The 23,472-nt window shown below is 51.0% G+C and carries 22 protein-coding genes; 21 read left to right on the top strand and 1 reads right to left on the bottom strand.

The genetic code is table 11. The features are described from left to right. Positions 1-195 precede the first annotated feature (195 nt). Complete coding sequence (gene trxA / locus MUB35_RS18455) at positions 196-522, top strand: thioredoxin (RefSeq protein ID WP_033141384.1); 327 nt, start codon at positions 196-198, stop codon at positions 520-522. A 19-nt stretch (positions 523-541) separates the two neighbouring features. Next, positions 542-1,453, top strand: a complete 912-nt coding sequence (gene trxB / locus MUB35_RS18450; RefSeq protein ID WP_227210019.1) for a thioredoxin-disulfide reductase — start codon at positions 542-544, stop codon at positions 1,451-1,453. 68 nt (positions 1,454-1,521) lie between these two features. Here the strand turns inward: trxB and glsA are convergent, their stop codons facing one another. Continuing rightward, positions 1,522-2,442, bottom strand: coding sequence for a glutaminase A (gene glsA / locus MUB35_RS18445; RefSeq protein WP_052099447.1), 921 nt, complete (start codon positions 2,440-2,442; stop codon positions 1,522-1,524). Between the two features lie 239 nt (positions 2,443-2,681). On the opposite strand from glsA, the gene MUB35_RS18440 reads away from it, so the two are divergent. From MUB35_RS18440 to MUB35_RS18350, 19 genes are all read left to right on the top strand, one after another. Then, positions 2,682-3,401, top strand: coding sequence for a DUF5058 family protein (locus MUB35_RS18440; protein ID WP_244806594.1), 720 nt, complete (start codon positions 2,682-2,684; stop codon positions 3,399-3,401). Between the two features lie 13 nt (positions 3,402-3,414). Continuing rightward, positions 3,415-4,179: a hypothetical protein gene (locus MUB35_RS18435; protein ID WP_052099449.1), complete on the top strand. Its 765-nt coding sequence runs from the start codon at positions 3,415-3,417 to the stop codon at positions 4,177-4,179. 11 nt (positions 4,180-4,190) lie between these two features. Further along, positions 4,191-5,366 (top strand): M20 metallopeptidase family protein, encoded by a 1,176-nt coding sequence (locus MUB35_RS18430; RefSeq protein ID WP_033141387.1) that lies wholly within the window; start codon positions 4,191-4,193, stop codon positions 5,364-5,366. A gap of 83 nt (positions 5,367-5,449) precedes the next feature. Beyond that, positions 5,450-6,760 carry an HTH domain-containing protein gene (locus MUB35_RS18425; protein WP_103732965.1) on the top strand — a complete coding sequence of 437 codons (1,311 nt, stop codon included), beginning with the start codon at positions 5,450-5,452 and terminating at the stop codon, positions 6,758-6,760. 12 nt (positions 6,761-6,772) lie between these two features. Further along, a complete protein-coding gene (locus tag MUB35_RS18420) occupies positions 6,773-8,563 on the top strand; it encodes a S9 family peptidase (RefSeq protein WP_227247058.1) in 1,791 nt (596 codons plus the stop codon). Between the two features lie 177 nt (positions 8,564-8,740). Beyond that, positions 8,741-10,783: a urocanate hydratase gene (locus MUB35_RS18415; RefSeq protein ID WP_118743533.1), complete on the top strand. Its 2,043-nt coding sequence runs from the start codon at positions 8,741-8,743 to the stop codon at positions 10,781-10,783. A 23-nt stretch (positions 10,784-10,806) separates the two neighbouring features. Further along, complete coding sequence (gene hutI / locus MUB35_RS18410; RefSeq protein WP_054352853.1) at positions 10,807-12,060, top strand: imidazolonepropionase; 1,254 nt, start codon at positions 10,807-10,809, stop codon at positions 12,058-12,060. Between the two features lie 35 nt (positions 12,061-12,095). Further along, on the top strand, positions 12,096-12,989 hold the full coding sequence (ftcD, locus tag MUB35_RS18405; protein ID WP_033142736.1) for a glutamate formimidoyltransferase: 894 nt from the start codon (positions 12,096-12,098) through the stop codon (positions 12,987-12,989). A gap of 56 nt (positions 12,990-13,045) precedes the next feature. Then, entirely contained in the window at positions 13,046-13,681 is a 636-nt protein-coding gene (locus tag MUB35_RS18400) for a cyclodeaminase/cyclohydrolase family protein (protein WP_033142737.1), read from the top strand. Positions 13,682-13,813: 132 nt separating this feature from the next. Next, positions 13,814-14,086, top strand: coding sequence for a citrate lyase acyl carrier protein (gene citD, locus MUB35_RS18395; protein ID WP_033142738.1), 273 nt, complete (start codon positions 13,814-13,816; stop codon positions 14,084-14,086). Continuing rightward, complete coding sequence (locus MUB35_RS18390; protein WP_033142739.1) at positions 14,083-14,961, top strand: HpcH/HpaI aldolase/citrate lyase family protein; 879 nt, start codon at positions 14,083-14,085, stop codon at positions 14,959-14,961. Before citD ends, MUB35_RS18390 begins: the two co-directional genes overlap by 4 nt. Continuing rightward, complete coding sequence (gene citF / locus MUB35_RS18385; protein ID WP_244806593.1) at positions 14,954-16,357, top strand: citrate lyase subunit alpha; 1,404 nt, start codon at positions 14,954-14,956, stop codon at positions 16,355-16,357. Before MUB35_RS18390 ends, citF begins: the two co-directional genes overlap by 8 nt. Before the next feature lie 20 nt (positions 16,358-16,377). Next, positions 16,378-16,815, top strand: a complete 438-nt coding sequence (glmS, locus tag MUB35_RS18380) for a methylaspartate mutase subunit S (RefSeq protein WP_018594830.1) — start codon at positions 16,378-16,380, stop codon at positions 16,813-16,815. Between the two features lie 15 nt (positions 16,816-16,830). Then, a complete protein-coding gene (gene glmL, locus MUB35_RS18375; protein ID WP_033142741.1) occupies positions 16,831-18,219 on the top strand; it encodes a methylaspartate mutase accessory protein GlmL in 1,389 nt (462 codons plus the stop codon). Beyond that, entirely contained in the window at positions 18,203-19,651 is a 1,449-nt protein-coding gene (locus MUB35_RS18370) for a methylaspartate mutase subunit E (RefSeq protein WP_033142742.1), read from the top strand. The genes glmL and MUB35_RS18370 overlap by 17 nt, the downstream gene beginning before the upstream one ends. 90 nt (positions 19,652-19,741) lie before the next feature. Next, positions 19,742-20,992, top strand: a complete 1,251-nt coding sequence (locus tag MUB35_RS18365) for a methylaspartate ammonia-lyase (protein ID WP_033142743.1) — start codon at positions 19,742-19,744, stop codon at positions 20,990-20,992. Between the two features lie 89 nt (positions 20,993-21,081). Continuing rightward, a complete protein-coding gene (locus MUB35_RS18360) occupies positions 21,082-22,020 on the top strand; it encodes an alanine-tRNA synthetase second additional domain-containing protein (protein WP_033142744.1) in 939 nt (312 codons plus the stop codon). A 33-nt stretch (positions 22,021-22,053) separates the two neighbouring features. Then, the gene (locus MUB35_RS18355) at positions 22,054-22,899 is read left to right on the top strand and encodes a fumarate hydratase (protein WP_033142745.1); all 846 of its coding nucleotides are present in this window, start codon (positions 22,054-22,056) and stop codon (positions 22,897-22,899) included. 32 nt (positions 22,900-22,931) lie between these two features. Continuing rightward, complete coding sequence (locus MUB35_RS18350; protein ID WP_244806592.1) at positions 22,932-23,468, top strand: Fe-S-containing hydro-lyase; 537 nt, start codon at positions 22,932-22,934, stop codon at positions 23,466-23,468. The last annotated feature ends 4 nt before the right edge of the window (positions 23,469-23,472 follow it).

The following is a 23,472-nucleotide window of genomic DNA, read 5'->3' as shown; positions in this document are numbered from 1 at the left end:
CTGTTTTCGTATGCCATGGTTCTGCCCTGACAGGAGAACAGACAAATTACCACAGCATTCAAAAAAATGTATGCTGCCTATTGACAAATTTAACTGTAACTGATATAGTGACAGTAAAGGAACTGTAAACAATATCAATACAGATAAAACAATCTCCGGTACTCCCGGAAATCAAATACGAAAGGATGATAGAGCATGTCAGTAAACGCAATCGAAAAAACAAAATTCCAAACAGAGGTATTAGAATCCGAAAAACCGGTAGTCGTGGACTTCTGGGCTCCATGGTGCGGCTACTGCCGCAGGCTTGCCCCTGCGGTGGAAAGGCTGGAAGCTGAAATCGGCAGCAAAGTCACAGTGGCAAAAGCGGACATCGACGAACTGCCTGAAATTGCCCGGCAGTACGAGATAGACACCATCCCTACCCTGATCCTCTTTCAAGACGGAAAGGAAGCAGACCGCGTGGTCAATCCTCCCTCCCAGGACGCGGTAGAAGAGTGGTTAAAAACAAATCAGGTCATCTGACAAACAGGGAGGAATACAAATGAAACGGGATATATACGACGTGGCAGTTATCGGCGGAGGACCCGGCGGATACACCGCTGCCCTCTACTGTGCCAGAAGCGGGCTTTCTGTCCTGGTTCTGGAAAAAATGTCACCGGGGGGACAGATGGCAACCACCAGTGTTGTGGATAACTACCCCGGATTTGAAGAGGGAATCGACGGATTCGAGCTTGGAGAAAAAATGCAGCGCCAGGCCGAGCGGTTCGGCGCTGAGACATCTTTTGTAAATGTGACAGCAGTTGATCTGAAACAGGATATCAAGACCATTGAGACATCCAAAGGCCAGGTAAAAGCCAGAGCGGTTGTCCTCGCCACAGGCGCATCCCCAAGAGAGATCGGACTGCCTGAGGAACCATCCCTGCGCGGACGTGGTGTTGCCTACTGTGCCACCTGTGATGGGATGATGTACCGCGATAAGACGGTAGTTGTGGTGGGCGGAGGCAACAGTGCGGCAGCAGATGCCCTGTACCTGTCAAAAATATGTAAGAAGGTCTATCTGGTCCACAGAAGAGACACGCTGCGGGCCTCCAAAGTTTACCTGGAACCTCTGAAAAACAGCAGCGTGGAGTTTATCTGGAACAGCCAGGTAAAAGAAATCCTCCACGAGAAAAAAGTGACAGGTGTTGTGGTTGAGGACAAAAAAGGGCACCGGAAAGAAATCCCCTGTGACGGTGTCTTTGCAGCCATAGGCAGGATTCCCGACACCAAACTGTTTATCGGCCAGACAGAGCTTGACAGCCAGGGGTATATCCTGGCGGATGAGACGACCAGAACGAATCTGCCGGGTGTGTTTGCAGTAGGGGATGTGAGAACAAAACCTCTGCGCCAGGTTGTGACAGCAGCATCAGACGGAGCTGTGGCCTCCCATTTCATAGAGGAATATCTGGCATAAACCATTTTATGAAAAGCCTTCTGCAGGTATGGAAATCATATCTGCAGAGGGCTTTTTTCAAACACGCTCTAAAAGAGACTGCAGTCAAGCTTATCAGCCAGATATTCCAGGATTTTAATTCCCCCGATACTGTTTCCCTTCTCATCCAGCGCCGGTCCGTACACTCCGATACCCATCCGGTCCACAACCACAGCCGCGATTCCGCCGCCCACGCCGCTTTTGGCGGGAAATCCCACCTTCATGGCAAACCTTCCGGAACCGTCATACATGCCGCAGGTGAGCATCAGCGCACGGAGCGCTTTGGCGCAGGAAGGTTCAATGAGATTCTCCCCTGTAAAAGGATTCGTCCCATGGTTTGCCAGCACAGCGCTGAGATTGGCAATGTCAAGGGCCGTCACATCTACAGAGCACATCCGGAAATAAAAATCCAGACATTCCTCTACATCTCCCTCCAAAATCCCCGATGCCTTCAGGTAGTAAGCCAGGGCACGGTTCCGGTCCCCGGTGCTTTTTTCGGACAGATAGACATTTTCGTTGAGGCAGATCTCGTCATTGTTGCACAGATGCCGGATGTAGGTGAGGAAACGTTCAAACCGCTCCTCTGTATCCTTACCGTCAATACAGCTGGCCACGGTGATGGCACCTGCGTTGATGAAAGGATTGAAGGGGCGTGTCTTTGTTTCCAGCTTGATGATCGAATTAAACGGATCACCGGTAGGCTCCACACCCACCTTGTCCTGAAAGAGGTATTCCCCACCCCTGTCGTGCAGGGCAAGGATCAGAGAGACCAGTTTGGAAATGCTCTGAATGGTGAAGGGCCTGTCATAATCCCCCTCTTTTAAAATCTCCTGATCCAGATTTACAATGCAGACACCGAGCTGGTGTTTGTTTACCCGGGCAAGTTCCGGGATGTAATCTGCCGGCTGTCCGAGTCCTGTAAAGCATTTTCCGTAGGACAGGGCATCGTGCAGACAAGCCTGTGATATCATGTGTTTTGTCTCCTTTATCAAATCGTTCTTTATTTCCATTGTACATCAAAAAAGATTTCTGGCTACCCCGCAAATGCCACGAAAAAAACACCTGAAAATTGTATATTATTCACGAAACAGAAGAAAAATATAAAAACATATTGACTAAAATGCCGGAATGATTTATTGTACAATTAACGTACGTTCTTTAAATGTTCTTTTAATAAAAAAGAGAACCCAATACAACAGGAGGAAAAATAATGAATTATTTTGACGTGGCGAACAGCAGACTGCTCTACGTGCTGGTGGGCATAGGGCTGCTGTACATTTCCGGACTTGTGGTGGTGTTTATGCGCAAAGCCTGGAGGCGGGCACTGGAACTTGGAATCCCCAAAAAAACGATCCTGGAGGTTGTCAAATCCTCTGCCGTGTTTACCGCGATCCCATCCATCTCTGTAATTATCGGACTCTTCTCCCTCTCCGCAGTGCTGGGAGTTCCCTGGTCCTGGTTCCGGCTCTCCGTGGTGGGCGCTGTGAGCTATGAACTGACAGCAGCGGAAATGGTGTCAGACGCGCTGGGATTCCAGTCAGCAGGAGCCATGGCTGCAGCCAATAATTACCAGGTGTTCGGGGCAATTATGTTCGTAACCAGTATATGCATTTTGGCGGGAATGATAACAAATATTTTCTGCGCGAAAAGAATTCAGGTGAGCATGACGAGATACAGAAAAAGCAAAGGCGCCTGGGGAGCTGTTTTCAATTTCTCATTTGCCGCGGCCCTGGTCGCTGCTTTTATCCCCTACATCATTCTGGGCGGTTCTGTGGGAATCGTGGTGCTGATCGTAAGCGCCTGCGTGTCGGCTGTCATGTTCTATATTGTGGGAAAATACAAAATACAGTGGCTTGGCAGTTTTATCATGTCAGCGGCTCTCATCATGGGGATGATCGCTGCGGTCATGGCCACCAACATTCTGGGATAAAGGAGAATTGAGAATGAACAAAAACGGATTAAGCGAATACACCAATTCGGTCCATCGGATCGGCAGGATCGGAACCGTGATCGCCATTGCGGTCATGCTGGGAATTCCGGTTACCATGTGTACATATTTTGACATGTGGCCAAAAGCAGCAGATCTGCTCATGTTCTGCGGCGGCCTTCTGGCTCTGTATGTTCCCACGGGGATTGTGGAGTCTGTCACTTACACTCCCATTTTAGGCTCCTCCATTTACATGAGCCTGATCACCGGAAATGTGTCAAATATTAAGCTGCCCTGCGCACTCAATGCCCTTGATATCGCCAAAGCAGAGCAGAATACCGACGAGGGGGATGCGGTCTGTACCATAGCCATTGCCGTCTCCTCTCTGATCACCATTGCTGTTGTCATTGTGGGCGTGCTGATGCTGGTTCCGCTGCAGCCGCTTTTAAGCTCCCCCACAGTTCAGGTGGCAACCTCTTATATGCTGCCGGCACTCTTCGGATGTATGTTCATCCGCCTTATGGTGACGAACCCGGCAGGCGGCAGGATCACGGGAAAGTGGAAGATGATGATACCGCCCATTCTGTTTTTGCTGGCTATTCTGGTGTTTGTGACAAAGTTAAACAGGGGAATCGGTGTGCTGATCACCATTCCGGTCATGATCCTCTCCTCCTGGCTGCTCTTTAAGTCAGGACAGGTCAAGGTCATACAGGAAGGACAGCCATCTGCAGAGGAAAAGCAGCCAAATGCCGTAAAAAATGAAACGATCACAGAGAAATAAAGGAGAAAAAAATGAACGATTTAGAGAGAGCAAAAGCAATACTTCCGGAGATGACCGCAAACAGAAGATTTCTGCATCAGAATCCGGAGCTTGGTATGAACCTGAAGGTTACCACAGAATTTGTCATGGAGAAGCTGCGTGAAATGGGCATTGAGCCGAAGCTCTGCGGAGGATGCGGCGTCACTGCCCTTATCGGCAAAAAAGAGGATGGCCCGGTGTTCCTTTTAAGGGCGGATATGGATGCCCTGCCCATGAAGGAGGAGAGCGGCCTTCCCTTTGCGGCTAAAGGCGATACTGCTCACTGCTGCGGCCATGACATGCACACGGCCATGCTTTTGGGTGCTGCAAAAATATTAAAAGAGCAGGAGGAAGAACTTCCCGGACGTGTTAAGCTCATGTTCCAGCCGGGCGAAGAGACCCTGGAAGGGGCAAAAGCCATGATCGCAGACGGAATCCTGGAAAATCCCCATGTAGATGCTGCCATGGGAGTACATATGGCGCCTCTGGCTCCTGCCGGATTTGTGGGATACAATGCGGGAGTCGTGTGTAATTCCAGTGACCTGCTGGAAATTTCCATTGAGGGAAAAGGCGGGCACGGAGCAAGCCCTCATCACTCGGTGGATCCCATCAATGTGGGCCTGCATATCCATCTGGCCCTTCAGGAGCTGATCGCCAGGGAGGTAGACCCCCAGGATCAGGCGGCCCTGACTTTCGGAGAGTTCCACAGCGGGGATGCCAAGAACATTATCCCGAAGACGGCATACATGGGCGGCACTTTAAGAACCGTGAGACAGGAGACAAGGGAATATCTGCTGGCAAGGATCAAAAACTGTGTGGAGATGACCGCCGAAATGTTCCGGGCAAAGGCAGAACTGAAAATACCCGCCTCAGTCAGCGCGCTGACAGTGGATGAGGCATGCGCGGATATTGTTGGAAAAGGATTTGCCGAAACACTGGGAAAGGCAGCCGTCCGTGTCAATCAGACGACCTCCGGCTCAGAGGATTTTGCTGAGGTGAGCCGTCTGGTACCCTCCATGTTCTTTGCAGTGGGCGGCGGGGACCGGAAACACGGCTATGAATTCTCAGCACACCATCCGAAAGTCCGCTATGATGAGACCAGCCTTGTAAGCGGCGCTGCGGCCTTTGCCTGCGGTGCGAAAGCATATCTTGCGGCGAAGGTGAAGTAGTAGTAAACTGAATATAACGATAGCAGGTCTGTGCGGTTACTGCGCAGGCCGCAGGAAAATATTCTTTGGAAAGGTGGCAGACGATGAAATACAGAACAGCAATTATCAGTACAGAATTTATGGATACCAGGGTGAAGGAGGCAGTCCTTCCCTTTGAGGAGCACTGTACGTTTACCACCTATTATTATAAAAAATCATCGGAGATTCCGGAAATCTATAAAAGCATTGAAGACAAGTATGACGGATTCATTGTAAACGGCATTATTTCAAGAGCCATGCTGCGCGCAGCCTGCCCGGATACAAAGAAGCCCATTGAGACCTTTCATGTGGATATGCTGGCTTATTATCAGGAGCTGTTTCGCCTCATGACGCTGAAGCCGGATCTGAAGGCAGAGCGCCTCTATGCGGATTTCATGATGGGGAAAAATATCAGGGAAGCTGTGGAGAACGGCACGCTGGATGCGGAGGGAGAGAACTTCTGCAGTCTGGTGGCACATATGAGTCTGGAGGAGTTAAAAGAACTCCGCTTTAAGATGGTGGAGGATGTGCGCGGAAAATGGGAGGCAGGCCGGATCGACCAGGTCATCACAAGGCTCAGTACAGCAGCAAAGGATTTTGAGGAGATGGGGATTCCCTGCCACTTTGTATATCCGGGCATTCCTTACATGCGGGATGTGATAAAGCAGCTCCTCATGACCCTTGAGATGGACAGGATGAAGGAGAGCATGCCTGCAGTCATCAATATCACTGCGGACAGAGGCGGACAGGAGCGGGATGAGCTGGGAGAGCTTGCTATGCAGACTGCGATCCTGCAGTTCTCAAAGGAATATGACTGCGATTTTATGCTCCAGAGACATGCCTCTGTGTATGAGGTCTATACCAGTGCCGGTGTGGTAGACAGGATCACGGAAACATATTCTGTCTGCATGCTGAAAATATATCTTGAGAAAAAAACAGGAGCCCGGGTATGCATCGGATACGGACTGGGAAGAGATACCACGCGCGCCAGACTGGAGGCCATGAACGCCAACCAGGAGTCCATGATGCATCCTCAGGGCGCCAGCTATGCCATCGATGAAAACGAAAACCTGATCGGCCCTCTGGTCTCAGGAAACTGTATGGTACTGTCCACAACCCCTTCTGAGAAGTATGCCGAAATGGCAGAAAAGACAGGGGTATCGGCACTGACCCTGCAGAAGATCTGCACAGTGGCCCGGAAGCAGGAGGAAGGAAGCGTAACCGCCCAGCTCCTTGCGGACAGCCTGGGTGTCACAGTGCGCGCAGCCAGCAAATACCTTCAGAAGATGGTGACCGCAGGCGCCGCGCAGGTGGTGGGCACCAAACAGCGGAAGACAAGAGGAAGGCCGGAACAGATCATCCGGATCTCCGACTAACGGAGATGGATTATGGGAAATGTAAGAGATTATCTGACAGCATCAAAATGCAGCTGCCCTGTATGGGGAGAGGAGGATACCATTTATTTCCTGGATACCAGGGATGGTGCACCTCAGATCTGGGAAAAGGACCTGCGTACGGGAAACAGCAGAAAAAGAACACATAACAGCGATAAGATCAGCCGGATGCAGTTTGGCAGAGGGCAGATATTCTTCGCCATGGATATGGACGGGGATGAAAATGAACAGATATACAGCATCGGCGCAGACAGCGAAGAGGTCACGCCTGTTGTATATCATCCGAGAAACGTGCGCAGCCATCTGGGGGATGTGGGCAGTGAATGGGTGTACTATGCCTCCAACAAAAGGCTGCGCTGTATTTTTGACATCTGCAGAAAGAATCTGGAGAACGGAAAAACAGATATATTAATAGAAGGAAAAGACGCAGTCTGTCTTCCTCTTTGTGTAAGCCCGGATGAAGAACTCCTTTTATATAGTAAAAGAACTTCATTTGCTGACATGCAGATATACTGCAGGAACCTTTTGACCAATCAGGAGACAAAGGTGAGCCCCAAACGTCAGTGCGCCATGGAGGACAGCCCGGTGTGGCTGGGGGACGGAAGCGGCTTTTATTTTATCAGCGACAGGGAGCGGGAGTTCAAACGAGTTCTGTTCTGGGACAGGGAAACAGGCCGGACGGAGGAGGTATATGAGGTAAACTGGGATGTCACGCATATAGCCGTGTCGGGAAAGGACCGGTATCTGGCTGTTGTGGTCAATGAGGACGGAGATTCCGGAATCCATATTCTGGAGACAGAGACAGGAAAAGAGATAGAGATTCCCCGGATCCCCAGGGGAACCATTGGGGATGAGGAGCCTGTCACATGGTCAGAGGAAGGATACAGGCTGCTTTTTTCCTTGGAAAGCGGCAGCAGGATCCAGAATATCTGGCTGCTGGACATAGAAAAGGGAATTTTGGAACAGGTGACGGAAAATGAACATATGACTGTAAGGCAGGAGGATTTGACAGAGCCTGTGTTGTGCCGTTACAAGAGCTTTGACGGCCTGGAGATCCCATACTGGCTCTATGTCCCCAAGGGGATACCCGCCGGGAATCTGCCGGTGGCTGTCTATATCCACGGAGGACCGGAATCTCAGATCCGACGCTTTTACGAGGAGACCATCCAGTACCTGGTCAGCGAAGGCATTGCAGTGGCAGCCCCCAATGTGCGGGGAAGCACAGGATACGGCAAGACCTATCAGGATCTTGACAATAAGGAAAAGCGTCTGGACGCAGTGAGAGACATCGAGGCGCTGGTGAAGCATCTGACAGAGAACGGGACTGCGGATCCAAAGCGGATGGCAGTCTTCGGAAGAAGCTACGGGGGTTATATGACCCTTTCCTGCGCGGCCAGGATGCCGAAGCTCTGGGCCTGTGCAGTGGAGGTTGTGGGTATGTTTAATCTGGTAAGCTTCCTGAAGCATACGGCAGGATACCGAAGAGCTGCCAGGGAGGCTGAGTACGGAAGCCTGGAACAGGACAGACAATTGCTGGAAGACATCTCCCCGGAGGCAGTCATTGAGAATCTGGAATGTCCGCTTCTCATCGTGCACGGAGCCAATGACACCAGGGTGCCTGTGAGCGAGGCGGAGCACGCGGCAAAACGTCTGAAAGCCCTTGGAAGAGAGGTGGAATACCTCTGCTTTGAGGACGAAGGACACATGATAATTAAGCAAAAAAACAGAATAAAGTATATTTTGACCGCAGCAGAATTCCTGAAATCGCATTTGTTGCAAAAATAGCCAAAATACTTTCTGGTGTATTAGTACATTTTCCCTTTATCAGACTAAAATGGAGAAGGGATTTCGGTTAAATTATCTAAAAAAAATTCAAAGCATCGTAGAACTTTATCAGAAATAGACGTTTTTTAGACTGTCCCAATGATAAAATCATAAAAAAAGTAAAGGAGACGATGTGAAATGAACAATGCGGAAATCGGAAAAGCAATGGTAATCAAACTGGATCCCGTTCTGCCGGAGTACCCGACCTTTAAAGAAGGTGTCAGAAGAGCCCCGAAAAGAGAGCTGACCCTGAACAAAAGAGAGATAAAGCTGGCGGTAGCAAACGCCCTCAGATATGTGCCGGAAGAGCTGCACGAACAGCTCGCACCGGAATTTTTAGACGAACTTCTGACAAGAGGACGTATCTACGGATACCGTTTCATGCCGAAGGAAAGGATCTACGGAAGACCGATCGATGAATATAAAGGAAAATGTGTGGAAGGAAAGGCATTCCAGGTCATGATCGACAACAACCTGGACCATGATGTTGCCCTTTACCCCTACGAGCTTGTTACATACGGAGAGACCGGCCAGGTATGCCAGAACTGGATGCAGTACCAGCTCATCAAGAGATACCTGGAGGAGCTCACAGACGAGCACACCCTTGTGATGATGAGCGGCCATCCCATGGGCCTGTTCAAATCCCACAAGACCAGCCCCCGTGTCATCGTGACCAACGGCCTGATGGTGGGAATGTTCGACAACCCGGAGGACTGGGCAAAGGCCACAGCCATGGGCGTATCCTCCTATGGACAGATGACAGCCGGCGGCTGGATGTACATCGGCCCGCAGGGCATCGTGCACGGAACCTTTAATACTATCCTGAATGCAGGACGTAAGTTCTTAGGCGTACCGCAGGACGGGGACCTGGCAGGCCATCTGTTCGTTACGAGCGGCCTGGGCGGCATGAGCGGTGCACAGCCAAAAGCCATAGAGATCGCAAGAGGAGTGGGTATCGTAGCAGAGGTGGATGCCTCCCGTATCGAGACCCGCCACAGCCAGGGCTGGGTGAGCCTGGTGATCGAGGATGCCGCTGAGGCATTCCGTGTGGCAGAGGAATATATGGAGAAGAAAGAGACCGTATCCATTGCCTACCATGGAAACATCGTTGACCTGCTGCAGTACGCAGTGGACAACAACATCAAGATAGAGCTGTTATCTGACCAGACAAGCTGCCATGTGCCGTACGACGGAGGCTACTGCCCGCAGGGCCTGACCTTTGAGGAGCGCACGGAGATGCTGGCAAACGATAAAGAGAGATTCTGCGAGCTGGTGGACCAGACCCTGGTAAAACACTACCACCTGATCAAGACCCTGGTGGAGAGAGGCTCCTACTTCTTCGATTACGGAAACTCCTTCATGCGTGCCGTGTTCGATGCGGGAGCAAAGGACATCGCCAAGAACGGCGTGGACACAAGCGAAGGATTCATCTTCCCGTCCTATGTGGAGGATATCCTGGGACCGGAGCTGTTTGACTACGGATACGGCCCGTTCCGCTGGTGCTGTCTGTCCGGCAAGCCGGAGGACCTGCGTGCCACAGACCATGCAGCCATGGAAGTGATCGACCCGAACAGAAGGAGCCAGGACAGGGATAACTACATCTGGATCCGTGACGCAGAGAAGAACAAACTGGTAGTGGGCACCCAGTGCCGTATCCTGTACCAGGATGCCCTGGGAAGAAGGGACATCGCGCTGAAGTTCAACGAGATGGTAAGGAAGGGAGAGATCGGACCGGTGATGCTGGGCCGTGACCACCACGACACAGGCGGAACAGACTCTCCGTACAGAGAGACCTCCAACATCTATGACGGATCCAACATCACAGCGGACATGGCAGTACACTGCTATGCAGGAAACGCAGCCAGGGGAATGAGCCTGGTAGCCCTGCACAACGGAGGCGGAGTCGGCATCAGCAAATCCATCAACGGAGGATTCGGAATGGTGCTGGACGGAAGCGAGAGAGTGGACGAGATCTTACGGGCAGCGATCCCGTGGGATACCATGATCGGTGTATCGAGAAGGAGCTGGGGAAGATGCGAGCACTCCATCGAGACCGTAGCAGAGTACAACAAGACAAGGGAAGGGCAGGATTACATCACCATGCCGTACCTTGCAGATGAAGATATGATCGAGAGAGTATGCAAAGACGTTGTAGTGGAAGAGCATCACGCACATCACTGAGAAGCAGGAAAAGGAGATAAGACATGAAGAAACGTTACATCCGCCATGCCTCCGAGCTTGTGACCTGTAAGGGCAAAGCGCCGAAGCATGGAAAAGAAATGTCAGATATCGGCCTGATCTATGACGGCGCAGTGATCATCCATGACGATAAGATCATCGCTGTGGGCACCACAGAGGAACTGGATAAACAGGTAAATTCGGAAGAATACGAAGTGATCGACGCAGCGGGCAAAACCGTTATGCCGGGATTCGTGGATTCCCATACACATTTCATTTTCGGCGGATACCGTGCAGATGAATTCTCCTGGAGACTGAAAGGTGACAGCTACATGTCAATCATGGAACGCGGCGGCGGCATCAACGCCACCGTGGTTCCCACCAGAGAAGCTTCAGAGGAAGAACTGATGGAAGCCGGCAAAGAGCGCCTGAACCGCATGCTGGAATTCGGCGTGACAACCGTGGAAGGCAAGAGCGGCTACGGCATGGACTGTGAGACAGAGCTGAAAATGCTCCGTGCCATGAAGAAGTTAAATGAGACCCATCCGGTGGACATTGTATCCACATTTTTGGGCCCTCACAGCGTACTTCCCCAGTGGAAGGGAAAAGAAAGAGAATTCCTGGACGAACAGTTAAACCATGTAATGCCAAAGGTAAAAGAAGAGAATCTGGCAGAATTTGCGGATATCTTCACAGAGAAGAATGTGTTTACCGTGGAGGACTCCGAGTATTATATGACAAAAGCAAAGGAGATGGGCTTTAAGCTGAAGATCCATGCAGATGAGATCTACCAGCTTGGAGGCTCTGAACTGGCGGCGAGAGTGGGAGCGGTTTCCGCAGACCATCTGCTGAAGGCATCCGATGAGGGCATCCGCCAGATGCGGGATGCCGGTGTGATCAGCACCATCCTGCCCCTGACTGCTTTTGGCTTGAAGGAGGAGTATGCCCCCGCAAGGAAGATGATCGACGAGGGCTGCGCAGTTGCACTGGCTTCTGATCTGAATCCGGGAAGCTGCTTTTCCAACTCCATCCCCCTGATGGTTGCCCTTGGATGCATTTACATGAATATGTCCATAGAGGAAGTCATCACAGCTCTGACCATCAACGGCGCAGCCGCTGTTGACCGCGCTGACAAAGTGGGAAGCATAGAGCCGGGGAAAGCTGCGGACATTATTTTCCTGAAATTCCCGTCCATTCATTTCATGCCGTATCATACCGCCATCAACCTGGTGGAGACGGTCATCAAGAATGGCGATACTGTTTATCATAAAGAGTGGTAACCCTAAATTCATTAAAACATAAAGGAGAAAATATCATGGATAGAATTATCGAATGCGTACCTAATTTCAGTGAAGGAAGAGACAAAGAGAAAGTCGAAAAGATCGTTGACTGCTTCCGTAACAGAGAGGGCGTTAAACTTTTGGACTACACTTCCGATGAAGACCACAACAGAAGCGTTGTAACCGTTATCGGTGAGCCGGAGCCATTAAAAGACGCAATGGTTGCAGCAATCGGTAAAGCAGTGGAACTGATCGACATGACAAAACATCAGGGCCAGCATCCCCGCATGGGCTGTGTGGACGTTGTTCCGTTCATCCCCATCCGCGGCGTGACAGTGGAAGACGCTGACGCAGTGGCAAAAGCAGTGGCAAAAGAGGCATCTGAGAAATTCGGACAGCCGTTCTTCTTATATGAAAAATCAGCGACAGCTCCTCACAGAGAGAATCTGGCAAAGGTTCGCCAGGGACAGTTTGAGGGTATGGCTGAGAAAATGAAAGACCAGGAAAAATGGAAACCGGACTTTGGCCCGAACACCATCCATCCTACCGGCGGTGTGACAGCGATCGGCGCAAGAATGCCTCTGATCGCCTACAACATCAACCTGGATACTCCAAATGTGGAGATCGCACAGAAAATCGCAGATAAGATCCGTCACGTAAAAGGCGGCTTCCGTTTCTGCAAAGCTATGGGCGTTATGCTGGAAGACAGAAATATCGCACAGGTATCCATGAACCTGACAGACTATACAAAGACTTCTGTTTACACTGTATTTGAAACCGTACGCATGGAAGCCAGACGCTACGGTGTCAATGTACTGGGCAGCGAGGTAGTAGGACTGATCCCGCTGCAGGCTATCGTTGACTGCGCAGAATACTACTTAGGCTTTGAAGGCTTTGATTCCAAACAGGTTCTGGAGACACGTCTGTAAGAAAACGGCAGGACACTGCACGTAATATAGAGTGGAATAAAGAGAGGTTATACGACATGAAAAATATGACAGTAGAACAGTTTGCCATGCAGACAGCCTCCAATGAACCAGTACCGGGGGGCGGAAGTATTTCCGCCCTTGCTGGTGCCCTGGCGGCAGCGCTGACAGAGATGGTGGCAGGACTCACCATCGGCAAGAAAAAATACGCGGAAGTGGAGGAGGAGATGAAGAAGGCAGTTGCTCCCATGCATGAGATCTGTGAGCACCTTCTGGATGACATCAAGCGCGACAGCGAATCCTTTGACCTCTACATGCAGGCCCTGACCCTTCCAAAGGAGACAGAGGAGGAGAAAGCAGCCCGTACGAAAGCCATGCAGGACGGCTTAAAGGCAGCCGTTGCGGTTCCTTTATCTGTGGCAAAACGTGCCTATGAGGTTATGCCCTACGCGGAAGTTATGGTGACAAAAGGCAACAAGACAGCAGTGACCGACGCACTGGTAGCCACTATGATGGCCAGAACTGCAGTCCTTGGAGCCCTTTTCAATGTAAAGATCAATCTGGAATCCATCAAAGACGAGGCTTTTGTGGAAGAGACCGCCAAAGAAGTCGCAGTCATAGAAAAAAATGCTCTGGCATACGAGAAAAAGATTCTGGCACAGGCCGGTGTCTCCAAGAGCACAGTGGAGGAATGAGAAAAAGCCGATTGACTTCGGCTTTTCCAGAAGGTTCCGTGTACGCGGAGGTTTCTGCAAAAGCCGGAGTCGACGGATTTTTGCGCGGAGGAAAGAAAGAAAAGAATATGTAATGCAGAAAGGAGAAAACCTGTGAAGATTCTCAAGAATGCAGTAGCAGGAACCCTGGAATCCAGTGATTTGTTCATTCAGATCGAACCGGATGACAAAGAGCTGATCCTGGAAATTGACTCTGTAGTAGCCAACCAGTATATGGATTCCATTCGGGCCGCTGTACTGGACACACTGAAAGAATTTGAAGTGTCTACAGGGAAAGTTTTTATCAAGGACAAAGGCGCATTGGACTGTGTGATCCGTGCGCGTATGGAGACCGCATTAAAAAGAGGGGGAGTTGAACAGCCATGAGACGAACCATGTTGTTTTTGCCGGGAAATACGCCGAACATGCTGATTAACGGTGACACCCTGGGAGCTGATACCATCATCTTTGATCTGGAGGATGCGGTATCTCCGGATGAAAAGGACGCAGCCAGAATACTGGTGAGAAACGCCCTTCGCTACCAGTCCTATCCGGGCTGTGAGACTGTGGTGCGGATCAATCCCACAGACACCGCGTTCTGGAAAGAGGATTTGAGAGCTGTCATTCCCCTGAAACCGGATGTGATCATGCCCACAAAAGTAAACGGCGGTGCCATGATCCGGGAAGTATCTGCCTGTATGGCAGAGGTGGAACGGGCAGCAGGAATAGAGGAGGGAACTGTTAAGATCCTTCCGCTCATTGAAACTGCTATGGGTGTGGAGAAGGCTTTTGAGATCGCGACTGCGGATGCCAGAGTGATTGGCCTGTTTTTAGGCGGTGAGGATTTTACCGCTGACCTGCACTGTAAGCGGACAAAAGAGGGAAATGAGATTTTCTATGCCAGAACCAGGCTGGTGTGTGCAGCCAGGGCCTGCGGCATCGAAGCATACGATACACCGTTCACGGATGTGGAGGATATGGAGGGCCTTGAAAAAGACACAGAGTTTGCCAAGAGCCTGGGATTTGCCGGCAAGGCAGTCATCTCACCGCGCCATGTGGACATAGTCAATGCCGTATTTTCACCCACAGAGGCGGAGATCGCCTATGCCCACGATGTGATGGATGCCATTGAAGAGGGTAAGCGTCAGGGCAAGGGCGTGATCTCCCTCCGCGGCAAAATGATAGATGCCCCCATAGTAAAACGCGCCTCCCAGGTGCTGGAAATGGAGAAAGCCATTTATGGAGGTGCGCAGTATGAGTAAATTACTCGGCTCATTAAAAGAAGCCATTGAAAAGACAGGTTTGAAGGACGGAATGACGATTTCCTTCCATCATCATATGAGAAACGGGGACTATGTGCTGAACATGGTGCTCGCCCAGGCTGCCGAGATGGGAATCAGGGATCTGACCGTGAACGCAAGTTCCATATTTGATATCCATGAACCCATTATCGGACACATTGAAAGCGGTGTTGTCACTGGCCTGGAGTGCAACTACATGGGCGGCAAGGTGGGAAAAGCCATCTCCCGGGGAATCCTGGAAAAGCCCGTGATCTTCAGAAGCCATGGCGGAAGGGCCGGGGACATGGAGAACGGTTCCTCCAAGATTGACATTGCGTTCATCGCCGCACCCTGTGCGGACAATATGGGAAACTGCAGCGGCAAGTACGGACCGTCTGCCTGCGGTTCCCTGGGCTATGCCTTCTCTGATGCCATGCATGCGGACAAGGTGGTGGTTCTGACTGATAATCTGGTGCCCTACCCACTGAAAGATACCTCTATTGCGGAAGGATATATCGACTATGTGGTGGAAGTGGAGCAGATCGGCGACCCCACAAAGATTGTCTCCGGAACAACCAAGATCACCCGTGACCCGGTGGGACTGCGCATCGCAGGACTGGCCGCGCAGGTGGTAAAGAACTCCGGATACTTAAAAGACGGATTCTCCTTCCAGACAGGAGCCGGCGGTGCATCCCTGGCTGTTGCCAAATACGTGGAGGAGATGATGGAAAAAGACCATATCAAAGGCAGCTTCTGCATGGGCGGGATCACCGGATATCTGGTCGATATGGCGAACAAAGGGTATTTTGAAACCATTCTGGATGTGCAGTGCTTTGATTTAAAAGCTATCGAATCCATCCGTGAGAATCCTAAGCATCAGGAGATATCCGCTATGCGCTATGCTTCTCCGGCAGCGAAAAGTGCCGTGGTAGACAGCCTGGATGTGGTGATCCTGGGAGCTACCCAGGTGGACACGGACTTTAATGTAAATGTACATACAGACTCCAATGGTTACATTATGGGCGGCTCCGGCGGACACTGCGATACAGCGGCAGGCGCCAAGCTGGCGATCGTGGTGGCTCCCCTGATAAGGGCAAGACTTCCCCTTATCGTGGACCAGGTGCTCTGTAAATCCACACCGGGCAGCACCGTGGATGTGATCGTAACGCAGAGGGGCATTGCAGTCAATCCGGCCCAGAAGGAACTGAGGGAGAAATTAGAAAAAGCCGGACTTCCGGTAAAAGATATCAAAGAATTAAAGAAGATCGCAGAAGAGATTGCGGGCGTACCGAAGGCCGTAGAACGGGGAGACAGGGTCGTTGCGAAAGTCCTGTACCGCGACGGCACACTTTTGGATACCATTAAAAATACTATATAACTGGAAGGGAGCGGTTTACAGTGGATAAGAAAAAATTAGTCATCGGTGTTATCGGAGCCGATGTGCATGCGGTAGGCATCAGTATTCTGGAACATGCATTTACGGGTGCAGGGTTTGAGGTGATCAATCTGGGGGTTATGGTTTCCCAGGAAGAGTATATTTCAGCAGCCATCGAGACCAATGCTGACGGCATTATGGTTTCCTCTCTCTACGGACACGGAGAGCTGGACTGCAGAGGTCTTCGCGACAAATGTGATGAGGCCGGATTAAAAGGCATCCTTCTCTATGTGGGCGGCAATATCGTAGTGGGAAAACAGCCCTTTGACGAGGTGGAGAGACGCTTCAAAGCCATGGGCTTTGACCGTGTATTCGGGCCGGGCACTGCACCGGAGACAACCATTGCAGCGCTTTATGAGGACCTGGGAATCCCGGAAGAAGACCAGCAGGCAGCAGAATAAAAGGGGCGATGGAAAATGAAACCAGTTCTTTTGGTGGACTTTGGAAGTACCAACACCAAAGCGACAGCTGTTGACGTGGAGAATTGCGAGATTCTGGGAACGGCGGCGGCATATACAACAGTAGAGACAGATATCAACAATGGTCTTCATGATGCCATACAGATTCTGGAGAAGACCACAGGCCATCTGGAATTCGGTGAGACGTACGCCTGTTCCAGCGCAGCCGGCGGACTGAAAATGATTTCCTGCGGACTGGTTCCCGAGCTCACAGCCCAGGCTTCCAGGGAGGCATCTCTGGGTGCAGGCGCAAAGGTATGGAAGACCTACTCCTTCCAGCTCACAAAAGGCGACATGAAGGAGATTGAGGAATACCATCCGGATATTATCCTGCTTACAGGGGGAACGGACGGCGGAAATACAGACTGCATCCTGTACAATGCCAAGATGCTGGCAGGACTCAGCTATGACTGTCCTGTGGTCATTGCAGGCAACCGCTGCTGTGCGGATGACTGCCAGGAGATCCTGGCCGGTAGGACCACTTACATCTGTGAGAACGTGATGCCGAGGCTGGGCGAGCTGAACATTGAACCCACGCAGAAGCAGATACGGGAGATCTTCCTGAACCGCATTGTGCAGGGAAAGGGACTGACCCAGGCCATGGATCTGATGTCCGGCATTATCATGCCCACACCGTCAGCCATGCTGACAGCCATGGAACTTCTCTCAGACGGCTGGGACGAGATTCCCGGGATCGGAGAACTGGTGGGCGTGGATCTGGGCGGAGCCACCACGGACGTATATTCTGTGGCAGAAGGAAGCCCGGCCAACACTATGACCGTTATCAAGGGACTGCAGGAGCCTTACACCAAGCGGACCGTGGAGGGTGACATAGGGATGCGATACAGCGTCAGGGGCATCATGGAAGCAGCAGGAGACAGAAAGCTTGCCAAGATCGCGGGACTTGCCCGGAACAAGGTAAACGAGCTTGTGGACTATCTGGAACACCACACAGATTACATTCCTGACAGCGAAGAGATGGAAAAGATGGATTATGCACTGGCATGTGCAGCCGTTGAAACCGCGGTTGCCCGCCATGCCGGTTCTCTGGAACAGGTCTATACCCCCAGCGGGCTGACCTTTGTACAGAGCGGAAAGGATCTGCGCCGCGTAAAATACGTGGTAGTTACGGGGGGCGCATTGATCCATGCAAAACACACAGAAGAAATTGCAAAGTATGCACTATTTGATGAAAGCAGTCCTGCCTCATTAAGGCCGGAAAAAGCGGAAATCTTAGTGGATAGAAAGTATATCCTGGCTGCCATGGGACTGCTATCAAAACAGTACCCCCAGGCTGCCCTGGAAATCATGAAGAAGGAGATTGCTTATTATGGACATAAGGAATAAGAAATTATCTGATGATGAGTTCTATGGAATACGGAAAGAGGTTATGGAACAGTGGCCTACCGGAAAAGAAGTAAACTTCGAGGAGGCCATAGATTACCATAAAGCGATGCCGGAGAGCAAGAGCTTTTCACGGAAACTGGCAAATGCCAAAAAAGAGAGAAAAACACTGATCCAGCCAAGAGCCGGTGTGGCACTGATCGACGAGCATATCAAACTGCTGCAGTATCTGCAGGACAAGGGCGAGGCAGATTTACTGCCCACCACCATTGATTCCTATACCCGTCAGAACCGCTACGAAGAGGCTGAGGTGGGGATCAAAGAATCTATCCACACACAGAAATCCATGCTGAACGGTTTTCCGGCTGTAAACCATGGCGTATTCGGCTGCCGTTCTATTATCGAGAATCTGGATACCCCGGTACAGGTACGCCACGGCACACCGGATGCCAGACTGCTGACAGAGATTTGTTATGCAGGCGGCTTCACAAGCTATGAGGGAGGCGGTATTTCTTATAATATTCCCTATGCCAAAGATGTGCCCCTGGAGAGAACGATTTATGACTGGATGTATGTTGACCGTCTGACAGGCATCTACGAGGAAGCAGGTGTTTCCATCAACCGTGAGCCATACGGCCCTCTGACCGGAACACTGGTTCCGCCCTCCATGTCCAACGCAGTGGCTATCATTGAGGCCATGCTGGCGGCAGAACAGGGTGTAAAGAACGTGACAGTAGGCTATGGCCAGTGCGGTAACCTGGTTCAGGACGTTGCAGCCCTCAGAGTTTTAGAGGAGCTGACAGAGGAATATCTGGAAAAATACGGCTATGAGGACGTGACCGTTACCTCCGTGCTCCATCAGTGGATGGGCGGTTTCCCGCAGGATGAGTCCAAAGCATTTGCGGTTATCTCCTGGGGAAGCTCTGTGGCAGCCCTGGCAAAAGCTACAAAGGTGATCGTAAAGACACCTCATGAAGCTATGGGCGTTCCTACCATGGAAGCCAATGCACAGGGACTGCGCTGTACCAAACAGGCTATCTCCCTTTTGGCAGACCAGGAGCTGAAAAGCTCTGCCTTAGAGCTTGAAAAAGCCATCATCAAAGGTGAGACCTGTGCGATCGTGGACAAATGCTTTGAGCTTGGCATGGGAGATCTGGCACTGGGCGCCATCCGCGCAGTGAAGGCAGGTGTCCTGGATATTCCGTTTGCACCCAGCAAATACAATGCAGGTAAGATGCTTCCGGCCCGTGACTTTGAAGGCGCTGTGCGTTACCTGAACGTAGCCAACGTGCCGCTGCCAAGAGAGCTTAAAGACTTTAACCAGGGCAAGATTGAGCACAGAGCGAAAATGGAGAAGAGAAAAGCATCCTTCCAGATGGTCATTGATGACGTATATGCCATCAGCAAAGGCAGACTGGTTGGTAAACCAAAATAAAATCACAGCATAACCCGGAATATAGAAAATCAGAACTGCCCGGACATTCCGGGCGGTTACAGAAAATCACAATAATAGGAGAAGTGTATCATGAAAATTGTAGACGTTGTTTGTTCCAAAGCAAGAACAGGTTTTTTCTTTGATGACCAGAGAGCGATCAAAAAAGGTGCTGTAGCAGACGGTTCCGCGTACTTTGGCGAGACTGTGACACCGGGGTTCAAATCCGTAAGACAGGCAGGAGAAGCCATCTCCGTTATGCTGATCCTGGAAGACGGACAGATTGCATGGGGAGACTGCGCGGCTGTTCAGTATTCCGGCGCAGGCGGAAGAGACCCGCTGTTCTTAGCAGAGGACTTTATTCCGATCATTGAAAAATATATCAAACCGGAACTGGTAGGCAGAGAGGCAGACAGCTTTAAAGACCTGTGTGCAATGCTGGAAAACCTGCAGGTTGACGGTAAGAGACTGCACACAGCCATTCGCTACGGTGTAAGCCAGGCAATTTTGGATGCTGTTGCAAAATCCTCCAAGAGACTGATGTGTGAGGTAGTGGCAGATGAGTACGGCACAACCGTTTCCGAGGAGCCGATTCCCATCTTTACCCAGTCCGGTGACAACAGATATGACAACTCTGACAAGATGATCTTAAAGGGAGCGGCAGTTATGCCTCATGCCCTCATCAATAATGTAAAGACAAAACTGGGCGAGCACGGTGAGCTTTTGAAAGAGTATGTAAAATGGTTAAGTGACCGTGTGCTGAAACTGCGCAATGACGAGAATTACATGCCTGTATTCCACATTGACGTATACGGCACCATCGGCGCTATCTTCGGCGTGGACAACTACACCGCAATGGCAGATTATCTGGCAGAGCTTGAGGAGGCCGCAAAACCTTTCCACTTGAGGATCGAAGGACCTATGGACGCAGAGGAGAGAGAAAAACAGATGCTCTGCTTAAAGGGATTAAGAGAAGAAGTGGACAGAAGAGGCATTGACGTGGAGCTGGTTGCCGACGAATGGTGCAACACTCTGGAAGATGTAAAATACTTTGCAGACAACAAAGCAGGCCATATGGCTCAGATCAAAACACCTGACCTGGGCGGCATCAACAACATTGTGGAAGCTGTTCTTTACTGCAAGGAAAAAGGCTTCGGCGCTTATCAGGGAGGTACCTGCAACGAGACAGACCGTTCCGCACAGGTCTGCGTAAACTGCGCAATGGCTACCAAACCGGACCAGATCCTGGCAAAACCGGGTATGGGTGTTGACGAAGGATACATGATCGTCTACAATGAAATGCAGAGGATCATTGCCCTTAGAAATGCGAAAAAAGCAAATTAAATGAAAATGAATGACTATGCCAGACGGTTCTGCGGGCTTCTGCCTGCAGGATTGTCCGGCTATTTCAGCATTTTGGGAAGGAACAGTCTATGGCATATTCAAAACAGATGCAGGAAGGAAACCTGTACAGCTTTTATTTTGCGCCCAGAGGAAACCGTCGTATGGCGGATCTGGGAATGCAGCTCAGTCAGATGTATTTGAGCCCTTTTGACCATATTATAGGAATCATAGGAGATGCCGGAGCGGGAAAGAGCCTGCTCATAAAAGGTATGTTTCCCGGTATTGACCTGACCAATGACGATGAGGGCGTGAATATCAGGCCCCTGCCCCTGCTGCATGAGGACCTGACGGACCCGTTCTCCCCGCATACTTATCATCTGGATATCCGCTTTGAATCCGCATTTACCCAGATGCATGTGCTGGCGGACACCATTCTGGATGCCGCCAATCACGGGAAACAGGTCATTGTGGAACACTTTGATCTGATCTACCCCATGCTGCACAGAAATGCGGATCTGCTTGTAGGCATTGGCGAGGAGATCATCATCACCAGACCGAACATGTTCGGCCCTCTGCCGGAGAATATAGCGAATATTGTGCACAAATCCGTAAAATACAGGAAGATGGCCCATACCCTGGAGGATCTGTGCGTGTACTATATGGGAGACGGCTTTGCCCAGGACGGCCCGCGCTCGGATGTGCGCCACGGATTCGTGCTGGAGTTTGAGGAAAAGCCGGATGTGGATTTATATGAGCTGGAGAAAAAGGTGAAGGATGCAGTGAAGCAGGATTTATCTGTATCCTACTATGATGAGAACCACGTGCAGATCGGCGAGATGGTCCTGGAGTGTCTGGGGCCGCGTATGCATGTATCCAGCACAGGAAAAATAGAGGATTTCACCCTGGTAAAAGACTATCCCATTGATCCCAGAACCGGTTATTATATGCTGGTGGGACTGATCGGTAAGCACAGGTCTGAGGATTTGTCAGACTTTAACCGCATTGACGTGAAGCGGCAGTTAAGCTGAGCAGGGAAGAAATAAGATTTGGAGGAAAAAGGCATGGTTCGTAGTGTAAACGTTGAACTTTTAACAGATAACATCAAAGAGATGTGCATTCAGGCCAACCACTATCTTGCCCCGGATATGGACAGGGCAATGAAGAATGCCTGTGAGCGGGAGACAAAACCGCTGGCAAAACAGATTCTGGGACAGCTTCTGGAGAATCTGGATATTGCGGGAAAAGATATGATCCCCATCTGTCAGGATACAGGCATGGCGGTGGTTTTTCTGAAGATCGGACAGGATGTGCATTTTGAGGGCGGCAGTGTGGAAGAGGCTGTAAATGAAGGTGTGCGCAGAGGGTATGAGGAAGGATATCTTCGGAAATCCGTTGTGGGGGATCCTCTCATCCGTGTGAACACAAAGGACAACACCCCTGCTATCATCCATTATGAGCTGGTCCCCGGTGATCAGGTGGAGATCACGGTGGCACCTAAGGGCTTCGGAAGCGAGAACATGAGCAAGATCTATATGCTGAAACCGGCGGACGGCGTGGAGGGTGTAAAGGACGCCATTATAAACGCTGTGCGGGAAGCCGGGCCAAACGCATGTCCGCCTGTAGTTGTGGGTGTGGGCATTGGCGGCACCTTTGAAAAAGCGGCCATTCTGGCAAAGAAAGCCCTCACAAGAGAGGTGGGAACCCATTCAGAGCTGGAGCATATCAAAGCGCTGGAGGAGGAACTGCTGGCAAAGATCAATGGTATCGGTCTGGGACCTGCAGGTCTGGGCGGAGACACCACTGCCCTTGCCGTGAATATCAATACATATGCCACCCATATTGCGGGCCTGCCTGTGGCAGTGAACATCTGCTGTCATGTAAATCGGCATATTGTGAGGACAATCTGATCAGAATCTGATGAGAGTAAGGAGGTTACGCTATGGATAGATATTTGAAAGCGCCGCTTGACAGGGAAGAAGTGAAGACACTCCAGGCAGGCGATTATGTGTATATTACGGGAACTATTTATACAGCAAGGGATGCGGCCCATCTCCGCATGGACCAGACACTGGACAGAGGGGATAAGCTTCCCATTGAGATGGAAGGCAATGTGATCTATTACATGGGCCCCACACCTGCCAGGGAGGGACGTCCCATCGGTTCCGCGGGACCGACCACGGCCAGCCGCATGGATAAATACGCGCCCAGGCTTCTTGACCTGGGCCTTACCGGAATGATCGGCAAGGGAAAGAGGAAAAAAGAGGTGACAGATGCCATTGTCAGAAACGGAGCTGTGTTCTTCGCAGCCGTGGGCGGGGCAGGAGCTCTGCTCTCCAAATGTATCAAGAAAGCAGAGGTCATCGCTTATGACGATCTGGGAACAGAGGCTATCCGCCGGCTTGAGGTGGAGAATTTCCCTGTGATCGTAGTCATTGATTCCCAGGGCAGGAATCTCTATGAGGAAGTAATGAAATAGTATA

Origin of the sequence: Blautia sp. NSJ-175, from assembly GCF_022867815.1 — a bacterium.
GTDB lineage: Bacteria > Bacillota > Clostridia > Lachnospirales > Lachnospiraceae > Blautia > Blautia celeris.
This window is presented reverse-complemented; position numbering and strand designations above follow the sequence as displayed.